Below are 21,277 nucleotides of genomic sequence, written 5' to 3'. Positions count from 1 at the left end.
TAATAATTTTATATTATAAGAAAGAGGTTTTGTATTGTACATAGCAACTCATCATCAGGGAAATTTTTGCCCCGTTTGAAATCCTTATCCTTTCGCTCAGGATTTTTTCCGCTGATTTTCTTTTAATTTTTTTAAATAAGCATACATAATATTTATATGCTAGATATACGCCGAACCGCGAAGATGCCGGAAGTTTTTTAATTCCGATTAAAGCCAGCCTGAATTCCTCCTCTATTTCTTTTTCAATGGTAAGTTTAACGTTATTATCAAATAACGACATATCCAGATCCGGAAAATAGCTTCTTCCCAACGTATAGTAATCATCCTTCATATCTCTCAGGAAATTCACTTTCTGGAAAGCCGAACCTAATATCATCGCAGAAGGCCTCAACGCTTCATATTGTTCCTTATCACCATTTACGAAAATCTGCAGGCACATCAGACCTACCACTTCTGCCGAACCCAGGATGTATTCTTTATAAAGATCCGAATTGTAATCGATTTTCTGAAGGTCCATTTCCATGCTTTTCAGAAACTGGATGATCAGCTGTCGGTCGATATCGTATTTGTGAACCGTTTCCTGAAACGACTGCAAAATCGGGTTCAGGGAAATGCGGTCTTCAAGCGCCTGAAATGTTTCTTCTTTGAATTTTGATAAAAGTTTCTCTTTATTGTAATCGTGAAAGCTGTCTACAATTTCGTCGGCAAGGCGTACATACCCGTAAATGGCATAAATAGGATTTCTTATTGTTGATGAAAGGGCAAGAATCCCTAATGAAAAGCTGGTGCTGTATTGCTGAGTGGTTTGCTTACTTACTTTATAGGAAAGTTCGTCAAATAGTTTTTTCATACGTATCAATTTTTAGTAGCTTCTGTGGCGGCAATTTTTCCTGATATAATGGAAGGCGGAACTCCCGGTCCCGGAACCGTAAGCTGGCCTGTATAAAATAGATTCTTTACTTTTTTATTCTTAAGCGAGGGCTTCAGTACGGCAGTCTGCGACAGCGTATTGGCAAGGCCGTAGGCATTACCCTGGTAAGCGTTGTAATCTTCTTTAAAATCTTTCACACAATAACTCCTCTTGTAATCTATTTTTAACAAGAGATCTGATGCACCGGTGTGTTTTTCCAGGCGCATCACCATTTCCATGAAATACTGCTCGCGGATTTCTTCCGAATCTTCAATCCCCGGCGCAACCGGCATCAGAAGAAAAACGTTTTCACTGTTTTCCGGTGCTACGGAAGAATCTGTTTTGGAAGGACAACATGCATAAAACAACGGTTTCGTGGGCCATTTTTTATCCTTGTAAATTTCTTCGGTATGTAATCCCAAATCGTTTTCGAAAAACAAAGTATGATGTTTGAGATTGGGAATTTTTTCTTTAAAACCTAAATAAAATATCAGGCAGGAAGGTGCAAAAACTCTTTTTTCCCAATAATTTTCATCGTAATTCCTCAATTCTTCAGGAAGAAGACGGGATTCGGTATGGTGATAATCGGAGGATGCGATTATAGCATCAAATTCAATATCTTTATTATCAACCGTTAATGATGAAACTTTTTTATCTTTTACGTTGATTCTCTCCACATTTGAATTTACATAAAGATGGGTTCCCTGTGTTTCAGCTATGCTTTTCATTGCATCAATAATTTTAGAAAAACCGCCCATCGGATACCAGGTCCCTAACTTGTATCCTCCGTAATTCATTAAACTGTATAACGCAGGAATATCCTTTGGCGCTGCTCCTAAAAAGATTACAGGAAACTCCATCAATACAATCAACTTAGGGTCCTTAAAATATTTTCTCACAAAACGCTGGAAGTTGGTAAGAAGATCCAGCTTCAGGGCACTTTTTGCAATTTTCGGTGAAACGAATTCAAACCAGGAATGGCAGGGCTTGTTTACGAAATCCTGCATGCCCACTTCATATTTGTAGCGGGCATCTTCCATGAATTCGTCAAGCTTCTTTCCGGCACCGTATTCCGTTCTTTCAAAGAGCTCTTTCATCTCTTCATAATTCTGCGGGATATTCATTTTTTCGTCGGAAAAAACCATTTCAAACTGCGGATCCAGCGGAACAAGGTGGTAAAAATCGGAGGACTTTTTACCGAAATCATTGAAAAAAGATTCAATAATATCCGGCATCCAGTACCAGCTAGGTCCCATATCAAAGGTATAACCATTATCGGTTTTAAAATGCCTTGCCCTTCCGCCAATATCATTGTTTTTCTCAAACAGGTGTACTTCGTGGCCTGCTTTGGAAGCGTAAGCTGCCGCAGATAATCCTGAAAACCCTGATCCTATGATCGCAATCTTTTTCTTCATGGTTAGTTTTTAAATGAATATTCTTCGTATATTGTTTTAATAAGATCTTTGCTGTCTATATTTCTGGAAAAAATCGGATAATGGAAACGGTCAAGCTTGTTGAGAATTCTGATGAGTTCCATTTTTTCATTATAATTCAGGTTTCCTGCAACGATTTCTGTAGCGACCCTTATTTTATCCATATGTTTTTCAAGAGCGTCGACACCTTCTTTTGTTATATTGATAAGCTTATTTCTACGGTCTGCATCAGATTCGGTCTGTTCAATCCATCCCTGCTTCAGCAGCCGGGCAATAATGAGCATACCTACCGGTTTATCATGTATATTTTTTTTGATGAGTTCCATTTTGGTCATTCTCCCGAAAGCCCTGAGATTGATCAGATAAATAAAATCCTCCTGTGTAGCGAAATCTGAGTCTGAAATTGCAGATTTAGAATATGTCTTCGCATACCTGTTAAGGTGTACAAGTAATGTACTGATGGCACTCTCAACCGTTCTTCCGTTTTCCTTTCCTTCCCAGTAAGGTTCATTGCTTCCGGCACATTCATTTAATTCTCTATCGCAGATCCATGATTTAAACCCCTGAACGGTTTCAGGGTAATATCGGTTAGCATTTTCTCTTCCGAACTGTTCTAAAAGATCGATAACCTCTTTGGTCACTTTGTAATTCATGACGAATTTAATATATAAATAAACTATGCTATCAATATATAGTTTATAAATAAACTTAAAAGCATTTTTTATGCCAAAAAATAATATTTTAAAAATTTAAAACATGGGCAAACAAGGCATGCTTATTGTAAAGTATCTTGCACACCAATTAAAAATTTTAATATGAACAACGAAAAAACAGTATCAACATTAAACGATTTACTGAACATCACCAACGACAGAATTGAAGGATTTTCAAAAGTAGAAGACAAAGTATGGGAAAACCATTCCGGCCTGAAAACCGATTATGACCAGATGGTTTCACAATCCCGGGAGATGAAATCTGATCTTATCAGAATGATTAATGAGCATGGAGGCGATGCGGATAATACGACGAGTACAGCAGGAGCTTTGCACAGAGCATGGATTGATGTAAAAAATACGTTTTCCGGAGATAAAAGCGAGTCCACACTGGAAAATGTGGTTTTCGGTGAAAAGGCGGCTATCGATGCTTATCAGGACGTCCTGGACAGCGAAGACTTAGATCCCGAATGCGCCAGAACGATTTCAGACCATTTGCATCATTTAAAATCTTCTTATGCTAAATTCGAAAGTCTGGAAGAATCAAGATCATAATCTTCTTCATTAAAAATCATGTTAAGAGAGCTTTTTTACAGAGCTCTCTTATTTTTTTGCAAACCTGAAGCTTATCAGGTTCCGAATTTTTTTACCCGGATCTTTTTTTCTTTTACTTTGATTACAAACGGTTCCATTGTCACGATCTTTCCGGCTTCCACATCCACTTCAGCATCGGTACGTTCGACAAAAGTATTGGCAGGCAGTGAATTTTCATTCAGCTCTATTCTGTATTTTCCGGATTCCAGGAAAAAGACGAATTCGCCGTTATCATCGGTAACCATCCTTTGCAAAAGCTGTTCGTTTCTGTAAATATTAAATATAATGCCTCCCAATTTCGGTTCAAACTCCATTGCTGTCTTGGCATTAAAATCATAATTAATATTTCCTTTTACAGTCCCGTTCTGATGCAATGGAATCTGCAGTACATAATTGTGCCTGTTCAGGTCTATTTCCGCCTCGTCATAGTACCAGCCTTTCTGTATAATCTGCTTCAGGGCATATTTTCCAAAAGGAAGCGATCTGTAATTCAGGTTTCCTTTGCTGTCAGTCTTAAATGATACGGTGTTGAGCATCACCAGATATCCTTCCGCAGCCTTGTCCCCTGCATCATAGATACCATTGGTGTTGTTATCGTAATATACAAAGGCCATGATGTTTCCTTTTTTGCCCGGATCCGGATTATTGGTTTTAAGGTTAAGAGTAACCCCTGCTTCCACAGTAAGAAGGCTGTTGTTACTGCTTCTGGAAGAATAATAAAACCATGACGTATTAAGGAAGATCCCATACATTTTTCCGGAATATTTCAGGTTGACAAAAGCAGATGGCGATTTCCCGTAAAAAATATCATCGGTATAGTTTGCACCTGAAGACATAGATAATTTCTGATCAAAGAAATTTTCGTTAACAAATGCCGACAGAGAAATTTTTTTATACGTAGTATTTTCACTGAATACTTTGGAAAATGCATATTCAGATAGAAAATAGCTTCCGTACTGATACATCATATTAAAATTAAACCATTTATAATTGTAATTACCCAGGATTTTCATCTGATATCCCGAATTATTACTATCGGGATATTCTACCCGGCCGGCTTCGAGACCGAGGACCGTAGAATGTTTTGCATTCGGACTGGACCAGGTCATATAATCCGTGATTCGCTGCGCTCTCAATATTTTTTTTTCCTGGCTGAGGGCCGTATTAAAGAAATTATTATAAGCGTTGGATTCTTCATCCTGATACTGGAAACCGACGGTAGATCCGACATTCCAGATTTTAGGCAAACTGATTCCTGTGTCGAATCGAAAAGAATCAGAAATTAAATTATTCTCAAAAAAGTAAAACTTCGGGGAGAAATTAGACACCAGGATATTTCCGTAAATGCTGTAATTTTTATTGATATTGGTGGAAATATTTTGCTGGATCTGCAGCATACCGCGCCTGTTTCCCGGGTAATAATCCGTACTGTAAAAATAATTTCCATTCAGATTGATCTTATGGTAATTTCCCGAATACTGAGATTCCACAGCCAGGGAAGGTTTTGTAACATTGATCTCATCGTAAACACTTAGTCCGGAATATACTTTTGCTGACATATTCCAATCTTTGTTGAAGGTATACTGTACATCCGTCCCGACAAGATTATGCCTCGCTTTTTCGTAAGGGTCGTTCCTGAAAGAATAGGTTGCCGAAAAGCTCTTTGCTGCATCTTTCATCATTGTTCCCCTGGCATAAAAACCGTAGCCGTATTGCAAAAAAGCATGCTTCTCTATAAGACTGAAGGTCTGGTCCACAAAACCTACTTCCACCTTTTTATCTTTAGCAGAAGAATTCCATGCATATTCCGCACCCCGCCCGAACATGGACATTTCCATCATCTTACTGATATTTCCTACCGTGTACTCGTTATTTACGTTACGGTAAGTAACATAAGTATTGGTTATTACAGGCTCTCCCTGCCCGTTTAGTGTATATATATTTCCTCTTACCGACATATATCCGGAAGGGAGATTAAAACTTCCGGCTCCCCTAATCTGATACATATTGAGATTTTCACCCACTCTCCTGTAAGAAGCTGTGACGCTGTTTTTTTTATATTCCGAAAGTACCATACTCTGCGGATCCTGGTACCGCTGGGATGAAGCAACATTCTGAACCGATACGGAAGTATTTCCAAATATCTCTTTCTCAGGATCCCGGAATCCGGCAATGGTTATACTGAACTGGGAAGTCTTGGCTAAAGGCCCCGATGGCATAAACCGGAAAATAAAAACCGAATCTTTCTGTACGGAAACATTTCCTTTTTTTTCCACGAAGATATTCTCCTGCGTAATTTCGGGGATTTTAAATACTACTGTAACATGCTGTTTTACATTTCCGAGATTGGAAACCCTCGCCCTTACTTCCACAGAATCCTTCATATTATTGATATACAGTATAGGATTTTCGGCAATGATTCTTAGAGCCGTATCTTGTGCTACTTTAAATGTAGCGGATTTTTCGGATACTGCTTTACTCTGACGGTCGGCAAGGCTGAATACTAATGTTTTATCTCCCGCCACCGCATTATTGCTGATGATTATTTTTACAGGTAAAAAGACTGTTTCTCCGGGATCAAGCTCCGTCTCAATTCCATTGGCAGCGGCTATCCTGATACCTTCCGGTGTCTGGATATTGATCTTCCCCCTGAATGGCATTTGCCCTTTATTTTTCAGGACCAATGTAAAATCCATTATATTATGGCCTTCGGTACCGGATTCACTCCTGATCTCCATATCTATACCGGGAATCTGCTGGGCAGAAATCGTTATAGTAAACAGAATCAAAAAAACAAATGTTATTTTTCTGAGCAGGAAGTGAAACATTATAAATTTATTGTGGGGTTATCTCAAACTGTAACGTTGTCGTATAATCTGCGGGTTTTGCATCGATAAACCGCTGGTCGTTCGCATTGGTAGAATAATTCATATCATAATATACATTGGACCCCTGTGTATATGCTCCTTTTGCTACAAGTTGCGACCAGGAAGCCAACGAAATGGGATATACCGTTGCATTGTTTCCGTTAATAGGAGCCAGTGCAAATTTTACAGCATCCAGAGGAAGGGTATTTCCTGCAGCAGAAACAAAATTATTCTGTAAAGACCTTATTTTAATCTGATAGTTGGTATTACTACGTACTGCGAGGGCACCCGGATAAGAAGTGCTTACCCCGTTGGCATAATCGTTCCTGCTTTTAAATTCCAGTAATCCGTTCATGGCATCTGCCGAGAATTTCAATGACATTTCAGGGGTATCCGGTGGATTTCCTGAAAGCGTCCCGATCTGGAACTGGAAGACATGATCTATTCTTCCGATTACGTTATTATACCGGTCATAAGCCGTAAACTGCATGGGTGCCGAAAAGGTTGTCCATGCCGGATAATTTCCCAGGTAGGCCCCACCTGCAAGACTAAGGCTGTATTTGAGCTGAAGGTTATAATAATATCCGAAAAACAAGAAAGGAGAATTATAAAAAGCAGCATTGGACTGAGGTACCAAAAAGACTTCCTGCCCTTCCTGCATGACCACATTCAGTGGCATACCGATCTGCGAAATGGTAGGTACGGCATACGGAAAGGCATTTCCGGAGGACGATACGGGACTGAAAGAGATTTTGTTGGCAGGCAGTGTATAGTTACCGTCTGTGGAAGTTACAGGCTGTTTAAGCCTTACCGACAATCTCCAGTATGGGACATTCAGATAGCCATTTCCCGAAAAACTTGCAGTATAGGCATCAGGAATCGTATTACCTCCGTAAGAACTTACGGACATATACCCGTTGACCCACGAGTTATATGAAATCTGGGCCGGGCCATATAACCAGCACAGAAGAAATATGATAAATGATATTTTTTTTTTAGTAATCATACGTGAAGTTTAATTCTCCTAATTCGAGATTATCCCGGTCACCGTAGTCTATAATAACAGAAGCTGTATATTTTCCTTTTTCCAGACCGGAGGGAAGCGGAATACTAACTTCTCTTTTATTTCCTGGCATTGTATAAAAAACAATGTTTTCCAGTGTGGTTTTCTTACCGTTCTGTGTGTTAACAAGATCAGTAGATATTTTACCGTCTGCCCATACATCTCCCAGATTATCAAAAGTGAGATCAAGCGTCTGTTTCGGCTTTCCGTATGCTAAATTCTGTATTTCAAGTTTTTTGTTCTTGCCTGCAGGGAGCTTATGAAAAATTTTGATTCCCGACCGGATGCTTACCTTAATATTGGCACCCTTACTGTCTACATCATCCACTGGATTCATCTGGCTTACATAGAGCACTGCGGTGTGCGTAAAGAGCTTATCCTGTAATGTACCCGGAACGGTAACCGTAACCTCTATATCTTTTTTCTGGCCCGGAGCAAGAGTAAAGTAATTGTCATCTTTTTTTACGGAAACCCATCCGGCACAGGAAGCAGGAAGCGTATTGGCCGCAGACATTATATTTTCTCCTTTTTCATTATACTCCCAATCACCAAGGCTTATGGCAAGATCGAGAGAATTTTTGGAGCTCACGTTCGTTACCGTTACAGTCTGGGTGCTGCTGTTTCCGAGACCAGACTCAAAATAAAGTCGTGGCGGAGATACGGAGACCCCCGTTTGGGCATACAGATGGCAGGAAAAACAAAGAAATAAATACAAAAAAATAAAACAGAGTCTTTTCATTACTTAGATTTAATACTAAAATACATAAAAAGTGTTACAAATAATGTTGTAACACCTTAATATATTATAATATTTCAGTAAGTTTTCTTTTATATTATTGGGAAATAATAGTATAAGTAAGTTCTGTAGTATATATTGCCGGATTCTGTCCTGCTACGTAGTTATCAAGATATGCATTGGCTCCTGAACCTTTGTATTCTACACTAATTTTTTTATCTACACCTCCTGCAGTAGAAGTTACCAACGTTGTCTCAGTGGCAGAAAGAGGTGCTGTAGCAGAATATTGTGCTCCGTTTACAGGGTCGGATCCTGCGCTCGCTTTAACCTGGATTGTATTGGCCTGGATGGTTTTAGTACCATTTAGCAAAGCTGCGCCTGCAGTTTTAACTTTTACCTGGAATCCTCCTGTACTGTAAATCGTTAAATGATCTGCATTGGTAGAAGTAACTCCGTTTGCATAATCATCTTTGGTGTTATAGTCAAGATTAACGGTTTTTTGTGCTGTATTTACAACAAGAGTCTGGATTGGTTTTAATCTTACATTTAAAGTAACCGTGTTCTGAGCGTTTACTGTAGCGAATCCAATTAAGGAAAACGCAGCAAAAATGAATTTTTTCATGATGGGGAGGGGAATGATGTTTTTTATTATTTGGTTGATTAATTAATTTCTGGGTACAAAGTTAAATACATCATTAAAAAGCCCATTTGTAAAAAAATGCGCAAAATTTGCAAATATGGTTTTTGGTAAAATAATAGAAAATTTATTGCATAATCTTAAAAAAGACAAAAAGTAGAATTACATAATTAATAAAAATTACAAATATTGTAAATAAATTAAATTTATGTTAACAATAAATTAATTTTATAAGGTCATTTAACACAGAAAAATGACATTTTTTTTATATTTAGGACATAATTAATGACCTGTTTTTACATAGAAAATTCATTGAGAAATTAGAGTTAAGACTAAATCTGCAGAGTTTAGGGATGCATTATCAGCTTTTTTCTGATTTACGTTTTTATCGTAATCAACAGCAATATGCTTATGCACTGCTCCCTTTGTAGTATTAATAACATTCGTACGAACGAATTCACTGACCCTACGGTGCACACTTACATCAAATCCTGTCGTACTAGAAACAGTAATATATCTCTGATCTCCAGCATTCACGGATTTTCCGCCACTTTCGATACTGTTTTCAATAGAAAGTATCTGTACCGGATGCAACCGCATCATAAGATGAACACCATCAATTTGTCCTGAAAGCCTGAAAAAAGCACAAAACAGAATACCTAATAAAAAAAATCTGCCCCCCATAGCAATTTATTTTCACCGAGTGGTTACTTAGGTAAATGTACAATTTTTTTCTGAATTATTTCATCTCAGATGGATTTTTTCCGGTATGTTTTTTCACAAAATTGCTGAAATTTCCTTCATCACTGAAACCCAGATCGTAAGAAATCTCCGAAATGGTGAAATTCGTAAAGTTCAGAGCCTTTTTAAATTCGCTGATTACTTTTTCGATTATAATGCTTTTGGCTGTCTTTCCCAGCACGTACTCTGTCATCTCCGAAAGTCTCCTGGCTGTTATGTTGAGTTCGCTGGCGTAATGCGCAACTTTTTTCTCCTTCTTATAATCCCGCTGCAGAAGGATCTTAAAACGGTTTACATAATGAAGGTAATCGAATTTTACATCTTTTCTGATTTCATCGCTCGGAACATAAAGAAGGGCATCAAGGATGAGCCTCTCAATTGCATTATGTGCCGCAGATACATATAAGTTTTCATCTTTAAGCCTGAAAGTTTCCATATGCTGCATGAAGATGACCCGCATGTGCTCGGTATTTGTAAAAGGTGCTATAAAAAAATCGGTATGGTAATTGAAAAACAGCTGGGAATTCAGGAAAAGGCTGTCCTTTGAAGACCTTTCGTAAAAACAGGACGAAAATGAAATGCAAAGCACATTTGCACCACCCTCCTCACTGAAAACGATCTGTTTCTGAGGACCCAGAAAGGCAATATGCCCGGATGTTATGGAATAGGGGATATTTTCCACCTCAACATCCATATCTTCCATAAATATATATATACAATAAAATTCGAGGGTGCTGAATTGTCTGCTAAAATTATTTCTCTTGATTAACTCATTGATACGGGTCACACTGAACCCTATGTTCCTTAACTGGTCTGTTATGACGTACATAATACAATAATAAAATTTTCACACATCTGGTTTATTAAGATCAAATATTTAATTACAAATCTTAATACATAGTAATTTTTAAATGATAAAGTTTGAAAAACAAACATTTATTGTACCACAAATGTATGCCATACATAGACTCAAAAAAAGAGATGTGACAGAAAAAATGCGAGAAAATACATTTTCAATACAGCGGTAAAGTACCACATTTTTTAGTAAATTGAAAATCAATAGTTTATCACCAGACTAATTTATATTTATCGGTAAAATATTATATTAAATTTCTGTAATTATATCTGAAAATTTTGCTATACGATATAAATTTTAATTCGAAAAGTTTTGAAATAGCCCACAAACTCTTCTGATCATCCTGACTTTCTTTAAGATCAATAACAAAAAACCTAATTATATAACCGAAGAAATGAAAAGTCAGGCAAATCGTAACAGATGTTAATAATAAACGCAGCTGCGTTCTGAAAAAGACAGAATCAAAACTCGACAAAGTCCAGGAAAATGGTGACCCACCAAGTTATCCTGCTTCATATTATTGGCCAAAGTATATCCCCTCAGTAATTCAATTATTCTATTCCATAAAATAATTGAATTCTTTCCTGTATTGCGAAGGGCTTTTCTTAATGTATTCCTTAAAAGTCTTGTTAAAGTAGCTGAAGTTGTTGAAACCCGACTCAAAACAAACTTCTGTAATACTCAAAGGATGTTCTGCCAGGAGTTTGAGGGCATGGGTAATCCGGTACTCATTAACGAAATGGGTAAATGTCTTATTGGTTATTTTTTTAAAGTAACGGCAGAAAGAAGGAACCTTCATATTCGCCAGATCAGCCACTTCTTCCAGTGTAATCTGTTCCCGAAAATGATCTTTCACATAATTAAAGATAATATTGATCCTCTCATTATCCTCCACCTGAGTCTGGAGATAATATTTCCCGGCATTCAGTATTCTGTAATCCTGTGTGGTGGCAAGCTCTTCGAGGATATCCAGAAAACAGATCAGCCTCCTGAATGATACAGCCTCATGCATCGCCACAATTTTTTCACCGATTTCCTTTTTTACTTTTTCACCGAATACAATTCCGGCCTTAGACTTTTCCAAAAGTCCTGATATTTTCTGCATCTCAGGAATTTCCCATATGGTTTCCCCCAAAAAGTCAGGCTTGAACTGAAGCACCATTTCATAATCGTTATTGGTATTTTCATTGGTCATTCCGCAATGGGGAAGGTTACTGCCGATAAGCACCAGATCACCATCGGAAAAATATGAGATATTGCTTCCGATCTGCCTTTTCCCAGAGCCTTTACATACGAAAATAAGTTCGACTTCAGGATGGTAATGCCAGACATGGGACTTAAGATTCTCATTTCTTAAAAACTTTAAACTGGTGAAGCTGCTCCCGATATTAGGCTTTACCGCTTCAAATGCAGGACTGGAATGTTTCATATTTTATCTTTTACCTGTACAAAATTAACAATTAATATTTAATTAACATTAAATACATGTTAAAATAGAACATATATATGAAAATTATGGAGTAGAATGCAATTATAAACTGCTGTAGATTTGCAGTATAAATATTAGAAACAAAAACTTATCTATGACTACACTATTAAAATCCGGTTTACTTGCAGGTTTTTTACTGATCTCCGCAAGTCTGATGAGTAAAGACAGAGACTTTTCTATTTCGGTAGGAAATGTTACGGCAAAAACGGTAAATTTCGAAATTGCCAACGCAAAAAATGTTTCTCTTTTTGTATACAATGATATCGAAGGCGAGCTCTTTTCTGAGAAACTTGATACGGAAAATGCAGTGATGAAGTCATACAATCTTGAGGATCTTGCTTCGGGAACTTATTACCTGGTTGCCGAGTCTGAGACAAAGGTAGAAAAATACAGAATAAGCATCAACAGCAATAATGCAATGGAAGTTGAGAAAACACCTGTAAGTTCAGTAAATAAACCTGAATACAGTATTTCCGGGAACATGGTGAGACTTCACATGACCGATATAAAAAATTCTGTAAATATTTCAGTTTATGATTTTTCAAACAATCTTTTTTATACAGCCAATAAAAATGGTGAAAACGGCGAGCTGAACATGACTTTTGATCTTGATCCTAAAACCTCATCCAATTACATCATCAGGGTTGAAGAAAACGGGAATGTTTTCAATAAGATTATTCCACTCAGATAAATCAGGATATATTTTTCACATATATACTATTTTATATAGACGTTCCGGATGATACCGGGATAAATTTTACGTACAGTTATTTTTTTGAGGCAATTCTTTTTTGTAATCACGGGAAAAGAGTTGTCTCATTTTTTTGCTTAATCGTTTCAGATCTTAAATACAGGCTACAATCTTAAAATGCGGCTCTCCGGGACAGATTCTCACCTTGCTATTTATTCTATATTTAATCGGATATCATTCTTCATCCTTTTAATTAAATAGATGTCACGTTTCTTTTTGTCTCCGTCAAAAAACTGTTCTTGACTTCCAAATAGATTATCTTTAGTTTCCATCGGAACCTGGATCTGCATAAAAAAAACAGCACCATCTATCCGACGCTGCTGTTATCATTTAACTTTAATTTTTAAAATTTAATTATCCCATCGCTTTTTCATCCGTGAAAAACATAAAGCCTTTTTTCGGACGGATAAGCTGTAGCGGATAAAGCTGCGGATTATATTCTCCATTCACCACTTCATGCAGCGCATGCTTTTTGGATTCACCAAAGGCAACCACGAGAATATGTTCTGCTTTGTTGATCATCGGAGCCGTAAGGGTAATTCTGAACATTTCCTGAGGTTTCAGATAGTAGGCATCCACCCACTTTTCTTTTTCCTCAAGGATTTTTTCACCCGGAAACAAGGAAGCCGTATGACCGTCGTCGCCCATTCCCAAAAGAATAAAATCAAATACACCTTCTTCTCCAAGCACTTTCCTGATCTGCTGCTCGTATTCTATCGCATACGTTTCGGGTTTTACCCCATCTTTATACATCGGAAAAATCTGGTCTCCGTTTACGGGAACCCTATGAAGAAGTGTTTCAAAGGTCATTCTGGCATTGCTTTTTTCATCTTCCAGGGGAACCCAACGTTCGTCAACCCAGAAAAAATACACCCTGCCCCACTCTATTTTCTGCGAATACTCTTCGGTAGCCAGCAGGCTGAAGATAGCCTTTGGAGAAGATCCTCCGCTTAATGCCACCGTAAAAAAACCTTTTCCGGCAATTGATTGAGCGGCAAGCTCAACAAAAGTATCCGCCGCTTTTTTATATAAAGTATCTAAATCATTAAATACGGTAATATCCATTTCTTGTCTGTTTAAATCGTTATTTATACCCAGGTATGCCCCTGTCTTTCAACAAGGGTAAAGCTGTCCTTAGGCCCCCAGCTTCCGGCTTCATAGTTCGGGAAAAATACATCTTTGCTGTTTTCCCATGCTTCCTGTATGGTTTTTACCACATCCCACGCCTCTTCTACCTGGTCGGAACGCATAAACAATGTAAGGTCACCCATCAGCGCATCCAGCAACAACGTTTCGTAAGCTTCCGGCGTATCTTCCTGGCATGCAAAATTATCGAAGATCATTTCCACAGGCTTCAGCAATAAGGAAAGCCCCGGTTTCTTAGCCATAAACTGCAGCCTGATATCCATTAACGGCTGAATATTGATGATCAGACGGTTGGCAGACAAATGCTGCTCGCTGTCCGAAAATGTAGAATGCGGCAGCGGTTTGAACTGAACGGTAATATAGGAATGTTTTTCCTTCATCTTTTTACCGGTCCGTACGTAAAACGGAACGCCCTGCCACCTCTCATTATCCAGATAAAATTTTACCGCGGCAAATGTTTCCGTATTGGAATTAGGTGCAATACCTTCTTCCTGGCGGTAGCCTTTTACTTCTACCCCGTTTACGGTACCTTTTCCGTATTGTCCTCTTACGGCATAATGATCTACTTTATCCGGAGAAATTCTGCGAATGGATTTGAGGACGTCTACCTTCCGGTCCCTGATCTCACCTGCTTCCAGAGAAACCGGCGGCTCCATTGCCACCATACAGAGGATCTGCAGCAGATGATTCTGGATCATATCCCGTAAAGCCCCTGTCTGCTCGTAAAAGCTTCCTCTGGTTTCCACTCCTACCTCTTCAGCAACGGTAATCTGTACCGATTCTATGTATTTATAATCCCACAGCGGTTCGAAAATAGAATTCCCGAATCTGAAGGCCAGAATATTCTGTACCGTCTCTTTTCCCAGGTAGTGGTCGATACGGTAGATCTGCTCTTCTTCAAAAGTTTCTGCCAGAAGGCTGTTGAGTTCTATGGCCGACTGCTTATTGTGTCCGAAAGGCTTTTCGATGATGATCCGGTCTTTCTCAGGATCCGAAGCCAGCGATGAATTTTTAATATGGTTCGAAATCGTAGCCACGAAATTCGGGCCAATGGAAAGGTAAAACAGCCTGTTTCCTCTCATGCCGTATATTTCATCAAGACTGTTCAGCTTCTGCTGGAGCTTCTCATAAGAACCTTCCTGATCCAGCTGGTGCTGGAAATAGGTAATATGTGCCTGGAAACCCGCCCAATCCTGCGAAGTTATTTTTTTTCTTGAAAAGTTCTCAAGGTTTTCTTTGATATAACTTTTAAAATTTTCGTCGGTGTTTTCCGATCTTCCCAGAGCTACGATATTGAAGCCTTTAGGCATTCTTCCGTCGATATATAAATTATAAAACGCAGGAAAAAGTTTTCTTTTTGCCAAGTCCCCGGTAGCACCGAAAATAATGATGGTGGTTGGCTGCAAGGTTTTATTGTCGTTCATTTCTATTACCTGAATTTAATTATTTACACTTTCCCACGAGGTGTGGAAAATACCTTCACGGTCGATTCTTTGATAGGTGTGCGCTCCGAAATAATCACGCTGTGCCTGGATCAGGTTTACCGGAAGAGATTCAGTTGTATAGGCGTCAAAGTATCCTAAAGCGGTTTGAAGCCCAAGGCTTGAAACCCCATTGGAGACTGCATAAGCAGCCGTACTTCTTAATGCCTTGATTTTTGATTTTACAATCCGGGAAATTGCTTCATCCAACAGAATATTGCTTAAGCTGTCATTTTCAGTATAGGCAGAATAGAACTTTTCCAACAGTACGGAACGGATAATACAACCGCCTCTCCAGATTTTCACGACATCCTTCAAAGGAATTTCAAAGCTGTACTCTTCGGAAGCTTTTACCAGCAGCGCAAGGCCCTGGGCATAACTTATCAGGGTAGCAAGATACAATGCGTCGCCTACTTCTCTGATGAACAGTTCCTTATTTTCCGGAACCGTAATTTCTTTTTCCGTATACAGTTGGGAAGCTTTGATTCTTTCTTCTTTATAGGCCGATAAAATTCTTGAAGTAACAGCAATATCTATTGTCGGGATCGAAACACCGATTTCCATAGCCTGTTCGGAAGTCCATTTTCCGGTTCCTTTCGCTCCGGCTTTGTCCAGGATGTGATCTACCAGATAACCATCTGCCAAATCGTCTTTCTGCTGAAAAATATCACGGGTAATCTCGATCAGGAAAGAATTCATTTCGCCGTTGTTCCAGTCTCTGAAAACTTCATAAAGTTCATCATTGTTCAGGCCGGCTCCTCTTTTCAGAAGGTCATATGCTTCGCTGATGAGCTGCATGATAGCATACTCAATACCATTATGAACCATTTTCACATAATTTCCGGCAGAGCTTTTACCCATATAAGCCGTACAGGCTTCACCATCAACTTTTGCGGCAATTGCTTCCAGCATGGGTTTCAGGAGTTTAAAAGCTTCAGGATCACCTCCGGGCATAATGCTGGGACCCTTTCGCGCTCCTTTTTCACCTCCGGAGACACCCATTCCCATAAAATGGAGATTTTTGGCAGCCAGATCGGCAATGCGCCTTTCAGTATCCCTGAAATAAGAATTGCCCGCATCGATTACAATATCACCTTCGCTAAGCAGCGGTGTAATATTTTCAAGGACGGCATCTACCGGCTTTCCTGCGGGAACCATTAAAATGATTTTTCTTGGGGTTTCAAGTGCTGCTGTGAAATCTTTCAGGGAACCGATTCCTTTAATATCCATTTCCGGCGTTGCTCCTTCGTGAAGTTCCCGTACTTTTTCTGTATCCAGATCGAATCCGGCAATCGAAAAACCGTTCTCTGCGATGTTGTACAGAAGGTTCCTTCCCATCACTCCGAGTCCGATCATCCCGTAATTATATCTTTCCATTGTCTTGTTATTAATATGAATTCTATTATACGGAGTATAAAATTACGCAAATGCTTTTTAGTAAAAAAATAAAAAGGTCTAAAAATTATTCACCACCTACCTTTACGCCTCATTTATAATACAATACATTATTCCTACACATCTGCCTTATCATATTTTACAGAGTTAAAAATACATCGTTTTACGGAATGTTTTCCGTTGGATTATCTTATTACGAATGGGATAAATACGATAAGCGGATAGAGAAATTTTTTAATACCTTTAAAAATTCTTTTAATTGAAATCAATGAACCGAAAACTGAAACCTTCCTATTACCGGAATCCCGATGCTGAATTTCTGGCAAAAGACCTTTTGGGTAAAGTTTTATACACCAAGAAAGAAGGGAACATTACTGCAGGAATCATCACAGAAACGGAGGTTTATTTCGGGATCGATGACAAAGGGTCGCACGTTTACGGAAACCGCAGGACAGGCAGAACGGAAATCATCTATGGAGAAGGTGGTTTTACCTATGTTTATCTCTGCTACGGAATTCATCACCTGCTGAATATCGTTGTTTCGGAAATTGATGATCCGAAATGTGTTTTGATAAGATCCATTGAGCCGTTTGCAGGACCGGAAATTATAGAGCAGCGAAGAAAAATACCCGTTAGGAATAGTGCGGTTTCTTCAGGTCCGGGTTCCCTTACAAAAGCCCTGGGTATCGATGGCGCATTCAACAAAAAAGACGTAACCGGGGATGAAATCTGGATCGAAGATATCGGAAACCGATATGCTCCGGAAGAAATTGCTGCTGTTCCCCGGATTGGAATTGCCTATGCAGAGGAACATGCGCTTCTGCCGTTGCGGTTTTATATCAAGAGTAATCCTTATGTGAGTAAAAAGGTTAAATCCGTATAACTATCATTTTATAGCTATCAACATCTTCGGACCGCATGTATTTCCTAAGATGAAACAAAAAATCCTGATACGGAATCAGGATTTCGATATATACTTTACTTTAAATCGTCTTTAGGTACAGCCCCTGGAGTTCCGATGCTGAGAAATCTTTGGAGGGAAGATACTGAACGAGTTCGCCCTGCTTCATGATCCCTATATTGGTGGCAACACTCACTGCATTGAAAATATCGTGGGTAGCCATAAAAACCGTACGCCCTTCCTGGCCCAGTTGGCGTACAATTTCTGTAAATTCTGCCGTAGCGATAGGATCGAGTCCGCTGGTAGGCTCATCCAGCAAAAGCACTTTGGCATCTTTGGCAAGGGCAATAGCAATCCCTACTTTCTGGCGCATCCCTTTAGAATATCCTCCAAGAGCTTTATGATGAGCTGTTTCCTGTAATCCTGTCCGCTTCAGAAAGTTGGCCAGCTCCTCCTCCGTATATGAAAAACCGGCTATCTGAGAGAAAAAATCCAGGTTTTCGATCCCGGTAAGATTGGGGTACAGCAATACGGTTTCAGGAATATAGGCCAGATGCTTTTTTATGTCCTGAGGATGGTCCTTTACGGAAATATTATTGATGAATGCATCTCCGGAAGTGGCTTTAATAAGTCCCAAAAGAATATTAATCGTCGTGCTCTTTCCTGCTCCGTTCTGCCCGAGCAGTGCAAAGATCTCCCCCTTTCCCACTTCAAGGTTAAGGGATCGCAGTGCAGTAAAATCATTGTATTTTTTATGAAGGTTGATGATTTTTAGCATAATTTTCTGAATTTATTTTGTGAAAGAATAAGAAGTATAATAATTATTAGCAGATAAGGAAAAAATAAAACGGCCGGATCCAAAGGTTCGGCACCATGGAACGTCTTTACCGTCTGCGAATTCCAGTTTACCGCATCCGGTGTCTTGCCTGAAAATATCAGCGGATAAAAGAACAGGCGTTTTTCTTCGTGGAATTTCCGTAATGCATCCCCGAAAGCCAGGTGATTCTCCATTCCCGTTTCTGCAAGCCGGCTGCCCTCTAGCTGCGTATGAATATTCGGAAGAAAATATCCTAATATTTTTGCTGCTTCATTACGTTTTGCCATTTTTTCATTGTACTGCTGCGAAGAAAAGGAAGCTTCCAGATCGCCCATGTGCTGCATCGCATAATACCAGGTCCATGAGAAGCTATCGTCTTCCTTTACTGTAAACTTTGCAAACTGAGGATAAGCTGTATAAAATTTCTGCATCGTCGGCTGTTTCGGTTCATCCCATTTATTATGATACCCCTCACGCTGCTGCATCACGGCCTTCAGAGACTCCTGAACAGGATAAAATTTCTGGATCAGGATATTGCTGCTCATCGGAATGATAAAATTCATGCTTACCCATACGATAAGTAAGATCAGGGCATTCTGAGCAGACGATTTCCTGAACGAAATAATCCACCGGCAGAGCATAAACCAAAAAATAAGATAAAGCCATCCGGTAATAATAAATGCAAGAAAAAAACTGTTGAAAGGAATGGAAATCCAGACAGCCGCAACAAAAACCAGCAAAAAATAGACGATACTTACTGCAGAGAAACGGATGAACAATTTTACATCCAGCAGCTTTCCCAGATGACGGCTCTGCACCGAAAGCAGTTTCCAACGGCCGCTTTCCTCTTCTTCTGAAATCAGGTTGTAGCAGAAAGCCACAATAATCAGCGGGAAAAGGAAAACGAGGACAAAGCTGAAATCGAAATTTCCTGCCGCCGCACTGGCCGGATTATAAAAATCTGCATTATACCGTTGTTCTTCCAGATTCCGTATCGTTACGCCCTGAACGGATGGGTTCACGTCCCGCATTCCGATATTCAGGGCCGCGAGTTCCGGCGTTTCATTAATCAGATTAAATTTTACATAATACAAGATGAGCCCCAGGTCGTCTTTATGGTAATTTGCATTTTTCCTGATGCTTTCTTTCTGAAACTGTTTGCTTTTGCCGATAATATCCTGATTTCTTTCCAGAAACTTTTTCCCGGTATATATTGACATCATTCCTGCCGCAAAAAGGAAAATCAGTGCCGCAACATAAGCTTTATTCCGGTAAAACAGTTTATATAAATAATTTTTCATTTAGATTAATTTTAAATTCCGTCCTATTGTTTCGATCATTCCCACACAGACTGCCAGCCAAAAAACCAGTGCAGCCACAGAGATCCACTGCTCCGTAATACTTTCCCGAAAAGATGCCTGCTGATATTTGAAATCAGGGAATTTTTTCCAGTTTCCGGCATCCACAATAGCGGGACGTCCGCCCTTTTCAGGTTTTATGTTACTGATCTTTTCAATCTGCAGTTCGTTAAGCTTCTGCGCCATGCGGTAACGGTATTCTTCAGCCTGTTTCTGAAATCCGGTATATGAGAAATAATCGGTTCCCGAAGCAGCCATGGAAAGATTTTTAACGGCCATCATCGGATCGAAGAATGCACTTATTTCTGAAAAGCGCTGTTGCTTCCGGAAAGTTTCTTCCAATGCTTTCTGATGCCGGATGTAAATCTGAGAACTTATCTTTTCCCCTTCTTTCATCACAAAACCACTGTAATTGAACGGCAGTTCGCTGGTCGCATTTACTTTGTAACGGGCGAGCAGGGAATCTTTTATTTTTTTAAAATGCGGGTCGTCCGGATTATGGCTGTCCCCTGCTTTCAGAATATCCTTTTCCAGTGCGGTTTCAAAGGCTATTCTAGAAGGTACAGGATACAGGTTCTGTGCGGCAAACTGAATTCCTTTCGGCAAAAAAATTACCAGAAGGAGCCAACTCCCGATCAGGCCTACCAATGCCAGCGAAGAACTCCTGCTGACTGCTGAAACCAGGACCGTTACAGTAGAGATAAAGAAATAATAGATGAGGTATCCCGGTAAAATAGTAAGCAGCCGGACTGAAACATCTGCAATCCCACTCATTCCGGACATTAGGGCTGCTACCAGAACAACAGGCAAAACAGGCAGCAGGAACAAGAGGGAAAACTGCCAGAGCCCCAGGATTTTCCCTTTTACAATCGTTGTCCCGGATGCACCCTGTGTGCTCAGGATCTTTAAGGTGGCATCTTCACGTTCCCGCGCAATCAGGCCGAATCCCAAAAACAGAAGGATCAGCGGTACAATGCACTGTAAGATGAACGCACTGCTGAATGTTCCGAAACGTACCAGGATCCCTGAACTGCCCGCCTCCGAAAGATTGGCTGAATTTTGTTTGTGGGCCTCGAGGAAGATCACATTCCCAAGGTAATCGTCCAGCCCGTTATCGAAAATGCTCAGCGGATGTGCCATCCTGAAAACAAGATATCCGTAATGGGCCATCCGGTGCGGATGCTTGGCGGGCCTGTGCTCCCACTGGTCGCGCACCTGCCGGCGGTATTCCTGCACCTGCGCATTGGTTTCCGTATATTTTGTAAATCCGATCCCGATGCTAAGCATACAGAACAGAATAATGGTGAAGGAAATCAGCAGGTTTTGTTTCCCTCTCATCAGGTCCTGCCGCGTTTTCCTGATGATCAGCTTTAATGTTGATGTTGTCAT

At 39.7% G+C, this 21,277-nt stretch carries 19 protein-coding genes; 3 read left to right on the top strand and 16 right to left on the bottom strand.

All coding sequences use genetic code 11. The features are described 5' to 3' along the window. Positions 1-13: 13 nt before the first annotated feature. Genes ACED20_RS02380 through ACED20_RS02370 form a run of 3 tightly spaced genes read right to left on the bottom strand, consistent with a single transcriptional unit; the run spans position 14 to position 2,996 of the window. The gene (locus ACED20_RS02380; RefSeq protein ID WP_294201105.1) at positions 14-850 is read right to left on the bottom strand and encodes a phytoene/squalene synthase family protein; all 837 of its coding nucleotides are present in this window, start codon (positions 848-850) and stop codon (positions 14-16) included. A gap of 5 nt (positions 851-855) precedes the next feature. After that, positions 856-2,325, bottom strand: a complete 1,470-nt coding sequence (locus ACED20_RS02375; protein WP_294237722.1) for an NAD(P)/FAD-dependent oxidoreductase — start codon at positions 2,323-2,325, stop codon at positions 856-858. A gap of 2 nt (positions 2,326-2,327) precedes the next feature. Then, the gene (locus tag ACED20_RS02370) at positions 2,328-2,996 is read right to left on the bottom strand and encodes a MarR family winged helix-turn-helix transcriptional regulator (RefSeq protein WP_294201101.1); all 669 of its coding nucleotides are present in this window, start codon (positions 2,994-2,996) and stop codon (positions 2,328-2,330) included. A 162-nt stretch (positions 2,997-3,158) separates the two neighbouring features. Here ACED20_RS02370 and ACED20_RS02365 point away from each other — a divergent pair, with 162 nt between their 5' ends. After that, positions 3,159-3,611, top strand: a complete 453-nt coding sequence (locus ACED20_RS02365; protein WP_378103374.1) for a PA2169 family four-helix-bundle protein — start codon at positions 3,159-3,161, stop codon at positions 3,609-3,611. Between the two features lie 74 nt (positions 3,612-3,685). Here the strand turns inward: ACED20_RS02365 and ACED20_RS02360 are convergent, their stop codons facing one another. The 7 genes from ACED20_RS02360 to ACED20_RS02330 form a co-directional block, all read right to left on the bottom strand. Further along, positions 3,686-6,439 (bottom strand): hypothetical protein, encoded by a 2,754-nt coding sequence (locus tag ACED20_RS02360; protein ID WP_294237720.1) that lies wholly within the window; start codon positions 6,437-6,439, stop codon positions 3,686-3,688. A gap of 46 nt (positions 6,440-6,485) precedes the next feature. After that, positions 6,486-7,523 (bottom strand): hypothetical protein, encoded by a 1,038-nt coding sequence (locus ACED20_RS02355; protein ID WP_294201094.1) that lies wholly within the window; start codon positions 7,521-7,523, stop codon positions 6,486-6,488. After that, positions 7,513-8,319, bottom strand: a complete 807-nt coding sequence (locus ACED20_RS02350; RefSeq protein ID WP_294201092.1) for a molecular chaperone — start codon at positions 8,317-8,319, stop codon at positions 7,513-7,515. The genes ACED20_RS02355 and ACED20_RS02350 overlap by 11 nt, the downstream gene beginning before the upstream one ends. A gap of 94 nt (positions 8,320-8,413) precedes the next feature. Beyond that, the gene (locus tag ACED20_RS02345) at positions 8,414-8,938 is read right to left on the bottom strand and encodes a hypothetical protein (protein ID WP_294201090.1); all 525 of its coding nucleotides are present in this window, start codon (positions 8,936-8,938) and stop codon (positions 8,414-8,416) included. A 324-nt stretch (positions 8,939-9,262) separates the two neighbouring features. Further along, complete coding sequence (locus ACED20_RS02340; protein WP_294201088.1) at positions 9,263-9,637, bottom strand: hypothetical protein; 375 nt, start codon at positions 9,635-9,637, stop codon at positions 9,263-9,265. Positions 9,638-9,692: 55 nt separating this feature from the next. Then, positions 9,693-10,397 carry an AraC family transcriptional regulator gene (locus ACED20_RS02335; protein WP_294201087.1) on the bottom strand — a complete coding sequence of 235 codons (705 nt, stop codon included), beginning with the start codon at positions 10,395-10,397 and terminating at the stop codon, positions 9,693-9,695. Between the two features lie 709 nt (positions 10,398-11,106). Beyond that, positions 11,107-11,979: an AraC family transcriptional regulator gene (locus ACED20_RS02330; RefSeq protein WP_294201086.1), complete on the bottom strand. Its 873-nt coding sequence runs from the start codon at positions 11,977-11,979 to the stop codon at positions 11,107-11,109. Between the two features lie 154 nt (positions 11,980-12,133). On the opposite strand from ACED20_RS02330, the gene ACED20_RS02325 reads away from it, so the two are divergent. Next, positions 12,134-12,730, top strand: coding sequence for a hypothetical protein (locus ACED20_RS02325; RefSeq protein ID WP_294315929.1), 597 nt, complete (start codon positions 12,134-12,136; stop codon positions 12,728-12,730). A gap of 414 nt (positions 12,731-13,144) precedes the next feature. On the opposite strand, the gene pgl is transcribed toward ACED20_RS02325, so the two are convergent. Genes pgl through gndA form a run of 3 tightly spaced genes read right to left on the bottom strand, consistent with a single transcriptional unit; the run spans position 13,145 to position 16,794 of the window. Beyond that, positions 13,145-13,855: a 6-phosphogluconolactonase gene (gene pgl / locus ACED20_RS02320; protein WP_294222954.1), complete on the bottom strand. Its 711-nt coding sequence runs from the start codon at positions 13,853-13,855 to the stop codon at positions 13,145-13,147. A gap of 23 nt (positions 13,856-13,878) precedes the next feature. After that, positions 13,879-15,360 carry a glucose-6-phosphate dehydrogenase gene (gene zwf / locus ACED20_RS02315; RefSeq protein ID WP_294233808.1) on the bottom strand — a complete coding sequence of 494 codons (1,482 nt, stop codon included), beginning with the start codon at positions 15,358-15,360 and terminating at the stop codon, positions 13,879-13,881. Positions 15,361-15,375: 15 nt separating this feature from the next. Beyond that, complete coding sequence (gene gndA / locus ACED20_RS02310) at positions 15,376-16,794, bottom strand: NADP-dependent phosphogluconate dehydrogenase (protein ID WP_294223161.1); 1,419 nt, start codon at positions 16,792-16,794, stop codon at positions 15,376-15,378. A 286-nt stretch (positions 16,795-17,080) separates the two neighbouring features. Here gndA and ACED20_RS02305 point away from each other — a divergent pair, with 286 nt between their 5' ends. Beyond that, positions 17,081-17,695 (top strand): DNA-3-methyladenine glycosylase, encoded by a 615-nt coding sequence (locus ACED20_RS02305; RefSeq protein ID WP_294223158.1) that lies wholly within the window; start codon positions 17,081-17,083, stop codon positions 17,693-17,695. Positions 17,696-17,795: 100 nt separating this feature from the next. Here the strand turns inward: ACED20_RS02305 and ACED20_RS02300 are convergent, their stop codons facing one another. From ACED20_RS02300 to ACED20_RS02290, 3 genes are read right to left on the bottom strand one after another with little or no spacing between them, the layout of a single operon-like run. Beyond that, positions 17,796-18,491 (bottom strand): ABC transporter ATP-binding protein, encoded by a 696-nt coding sequence (locus ACED20_RS02300; protein WP_294233806.1) that lies wholly within the window; start codon positions 18,489-18,491, stop codon positions 17,796-17,798. Beyond that, positions 18,485-19,831 (bottom strand): DUF3526 domain-containing protein, encoded by a 1,347-nt coding sequence (locus ACED20_RS02295; protein ID WP_294233802.1) that lies wholly within the window; start codon positions 19,829-19,831, stop codon positions 18,485-18,487. Before ACED20_RS02295 ends, ACED20_RS02300 begins: the two co-directional genes overlap by 7 nt. Beyond that, positions 19,832-21,277 (bottom strand): ABC transporter permease, encoded by a 1,446-nt coding sequence (locus ACED20_RS02290; RefSeq protein ID WP_378103370.1) that lies wholly within the window; start codon positions 21,275-21,277, stop codon positions 19,832-19,834. It lies immediately after the preceding gene.

Origin of the sequence: Chryseobacterium sp. sg2396, from assembly GCF_042610505.1 — a bacterium.
In the GTDB taxonomy this organism is placed as follows: Bacteria; Bacteroidota; Bacteroidia; order Flavobacteriales; family Weeksellaceae; genus Chryseobacterium.
This window is presented reverse-complemented; position numbering and strand designations above follow the sequence as displayed.

Excerpts from the sequence above, each read along its gene's own strand:
- ACED20_RS02380 (WP_294201105.1), bottom strand. The coding sequence starts at position 850 with ATGAAAAAACTATTTGACGAACTTTCCTATAAAGTAAGTAAGCAAACC.
- ACED20_RS02375 (WP_294237722.1), bottom strand. The coding sequence starts at position 2,325 with ATGAAGAAAAAGATTGCGATCATAGGATCAGGGTTTTCAGGATTATCT.
- ACED20_RS02370 (WP_294201101.1), bottom strand. The coding sequence starts at position 2,996 with ATGAATTACAAAGTGACCAAAGAGGTTATCGATCTTTTAGAACAGTTC.
- ACED20_RS02365 (WP_378103374.1), top strand. The coding sequence starts at position 3,159 with ATGAACAACGAAAAAACAGTATCAACATTAAACGATTTACTGAACATC.
- ACED20_RS02355 (WP_294201094.1), bottom strand. The coding sequence starts at position 7,523 with ATGATTACTAAAAAAAAAATATCATTTATCATATTTCTTCTGTGCTGG.
- ACED20_RS02350 (WP_294201092.1), bottom strand. The coding sequence starts at position 8,319 with ATGAAAAGACTCTGTTTTATTTTTTTGTATTTATTTCTTTGTTTTTCC.
- ACED20_RS02345 (WP_294201090.1), bottom strand. The coding sequence starts at position 8,938 with ATGAAAAAATTCATTTTTGCTGCGTTTTCCTTAATTGGATTCGCTACA.
- ACED20_RS02340 (WP_294201088.1), bottom strand. The coding sequence starts at position 9,637 with ATGGGGGGCAGATTTTTTTTATTAGGTATTCTGTTTTGTGCTTTTTTC.
- ACED20_RS02335 (WP_294201087.1), bottom strand. The coding sequence starts at position 10,397 with ATGGAAGATATGGATGTTGAGGTGGAAAATATCCCCTATTCCATAACA.
- ACED20_RS02330 (WP_294201086.1), bottom strand. The coding sequence starts at position 11,979 with ATGAAACATTCCAGTCCTGCATTTGAAGCGGTAAAGCCTAATATCGGG.
- ACED20_RS02325 (WP_294315929.1), top strand. The coding sequence starts at position 12,134 with ATGACTACACTATTAAAATCCGGTTTACTTGCAGGTTTTTTACTGATC.
- pgl (WP_294222954.1), bottom strand. The coding sequence starts at position 13,855 with ATGGATATTACCGTATTTAATGATTTAGATACTTTATATAAAAAAGCG.
- zwf (WP_294233808.1), bottom strand. The coding sequence starts at position 15,360 with ATGAACGACAATAAAACCTTGCAGCCAACCACCATCATTATTTTCGGT.
- gndA (WP_294223161.1), bottom strand. The coding sequence starts at position 16,794 with ATGGAAAGATATAATTACGGGATGATCGGACTCGGAGTGATGGGAAGG.
- ACED20_RS02305 (WP_294223158.1), top strand. The coding sequence starts at position 17,081 with ATGAACCGAAAACTGAAACCTTCCTATTACCGGAATCCCGATGCTGAA.
- ACED20_RS02300 (WP_294233806.1), bottom strand. The coding sequence starts at position 18,491 with ATGCTAAAAATCATCAACCTTCATAAAAAATACAATGATTTTACTGCA.
- ACED20_RS02295 (WP_294233802.1), bottom strand. The coding sequence starts at position 19,831 with ATGAAAAATTATTTATATAAACTGTTTTACCGGAATAAAGCTTATGTT.
- ACED20_RS02290 (WP_378103370.1), bottom strand. The coding sequence starts at position 21,277 with ATGACAACATCAACATTAAAGCTGATCATCAGGAAAACGCGGCAGGAC.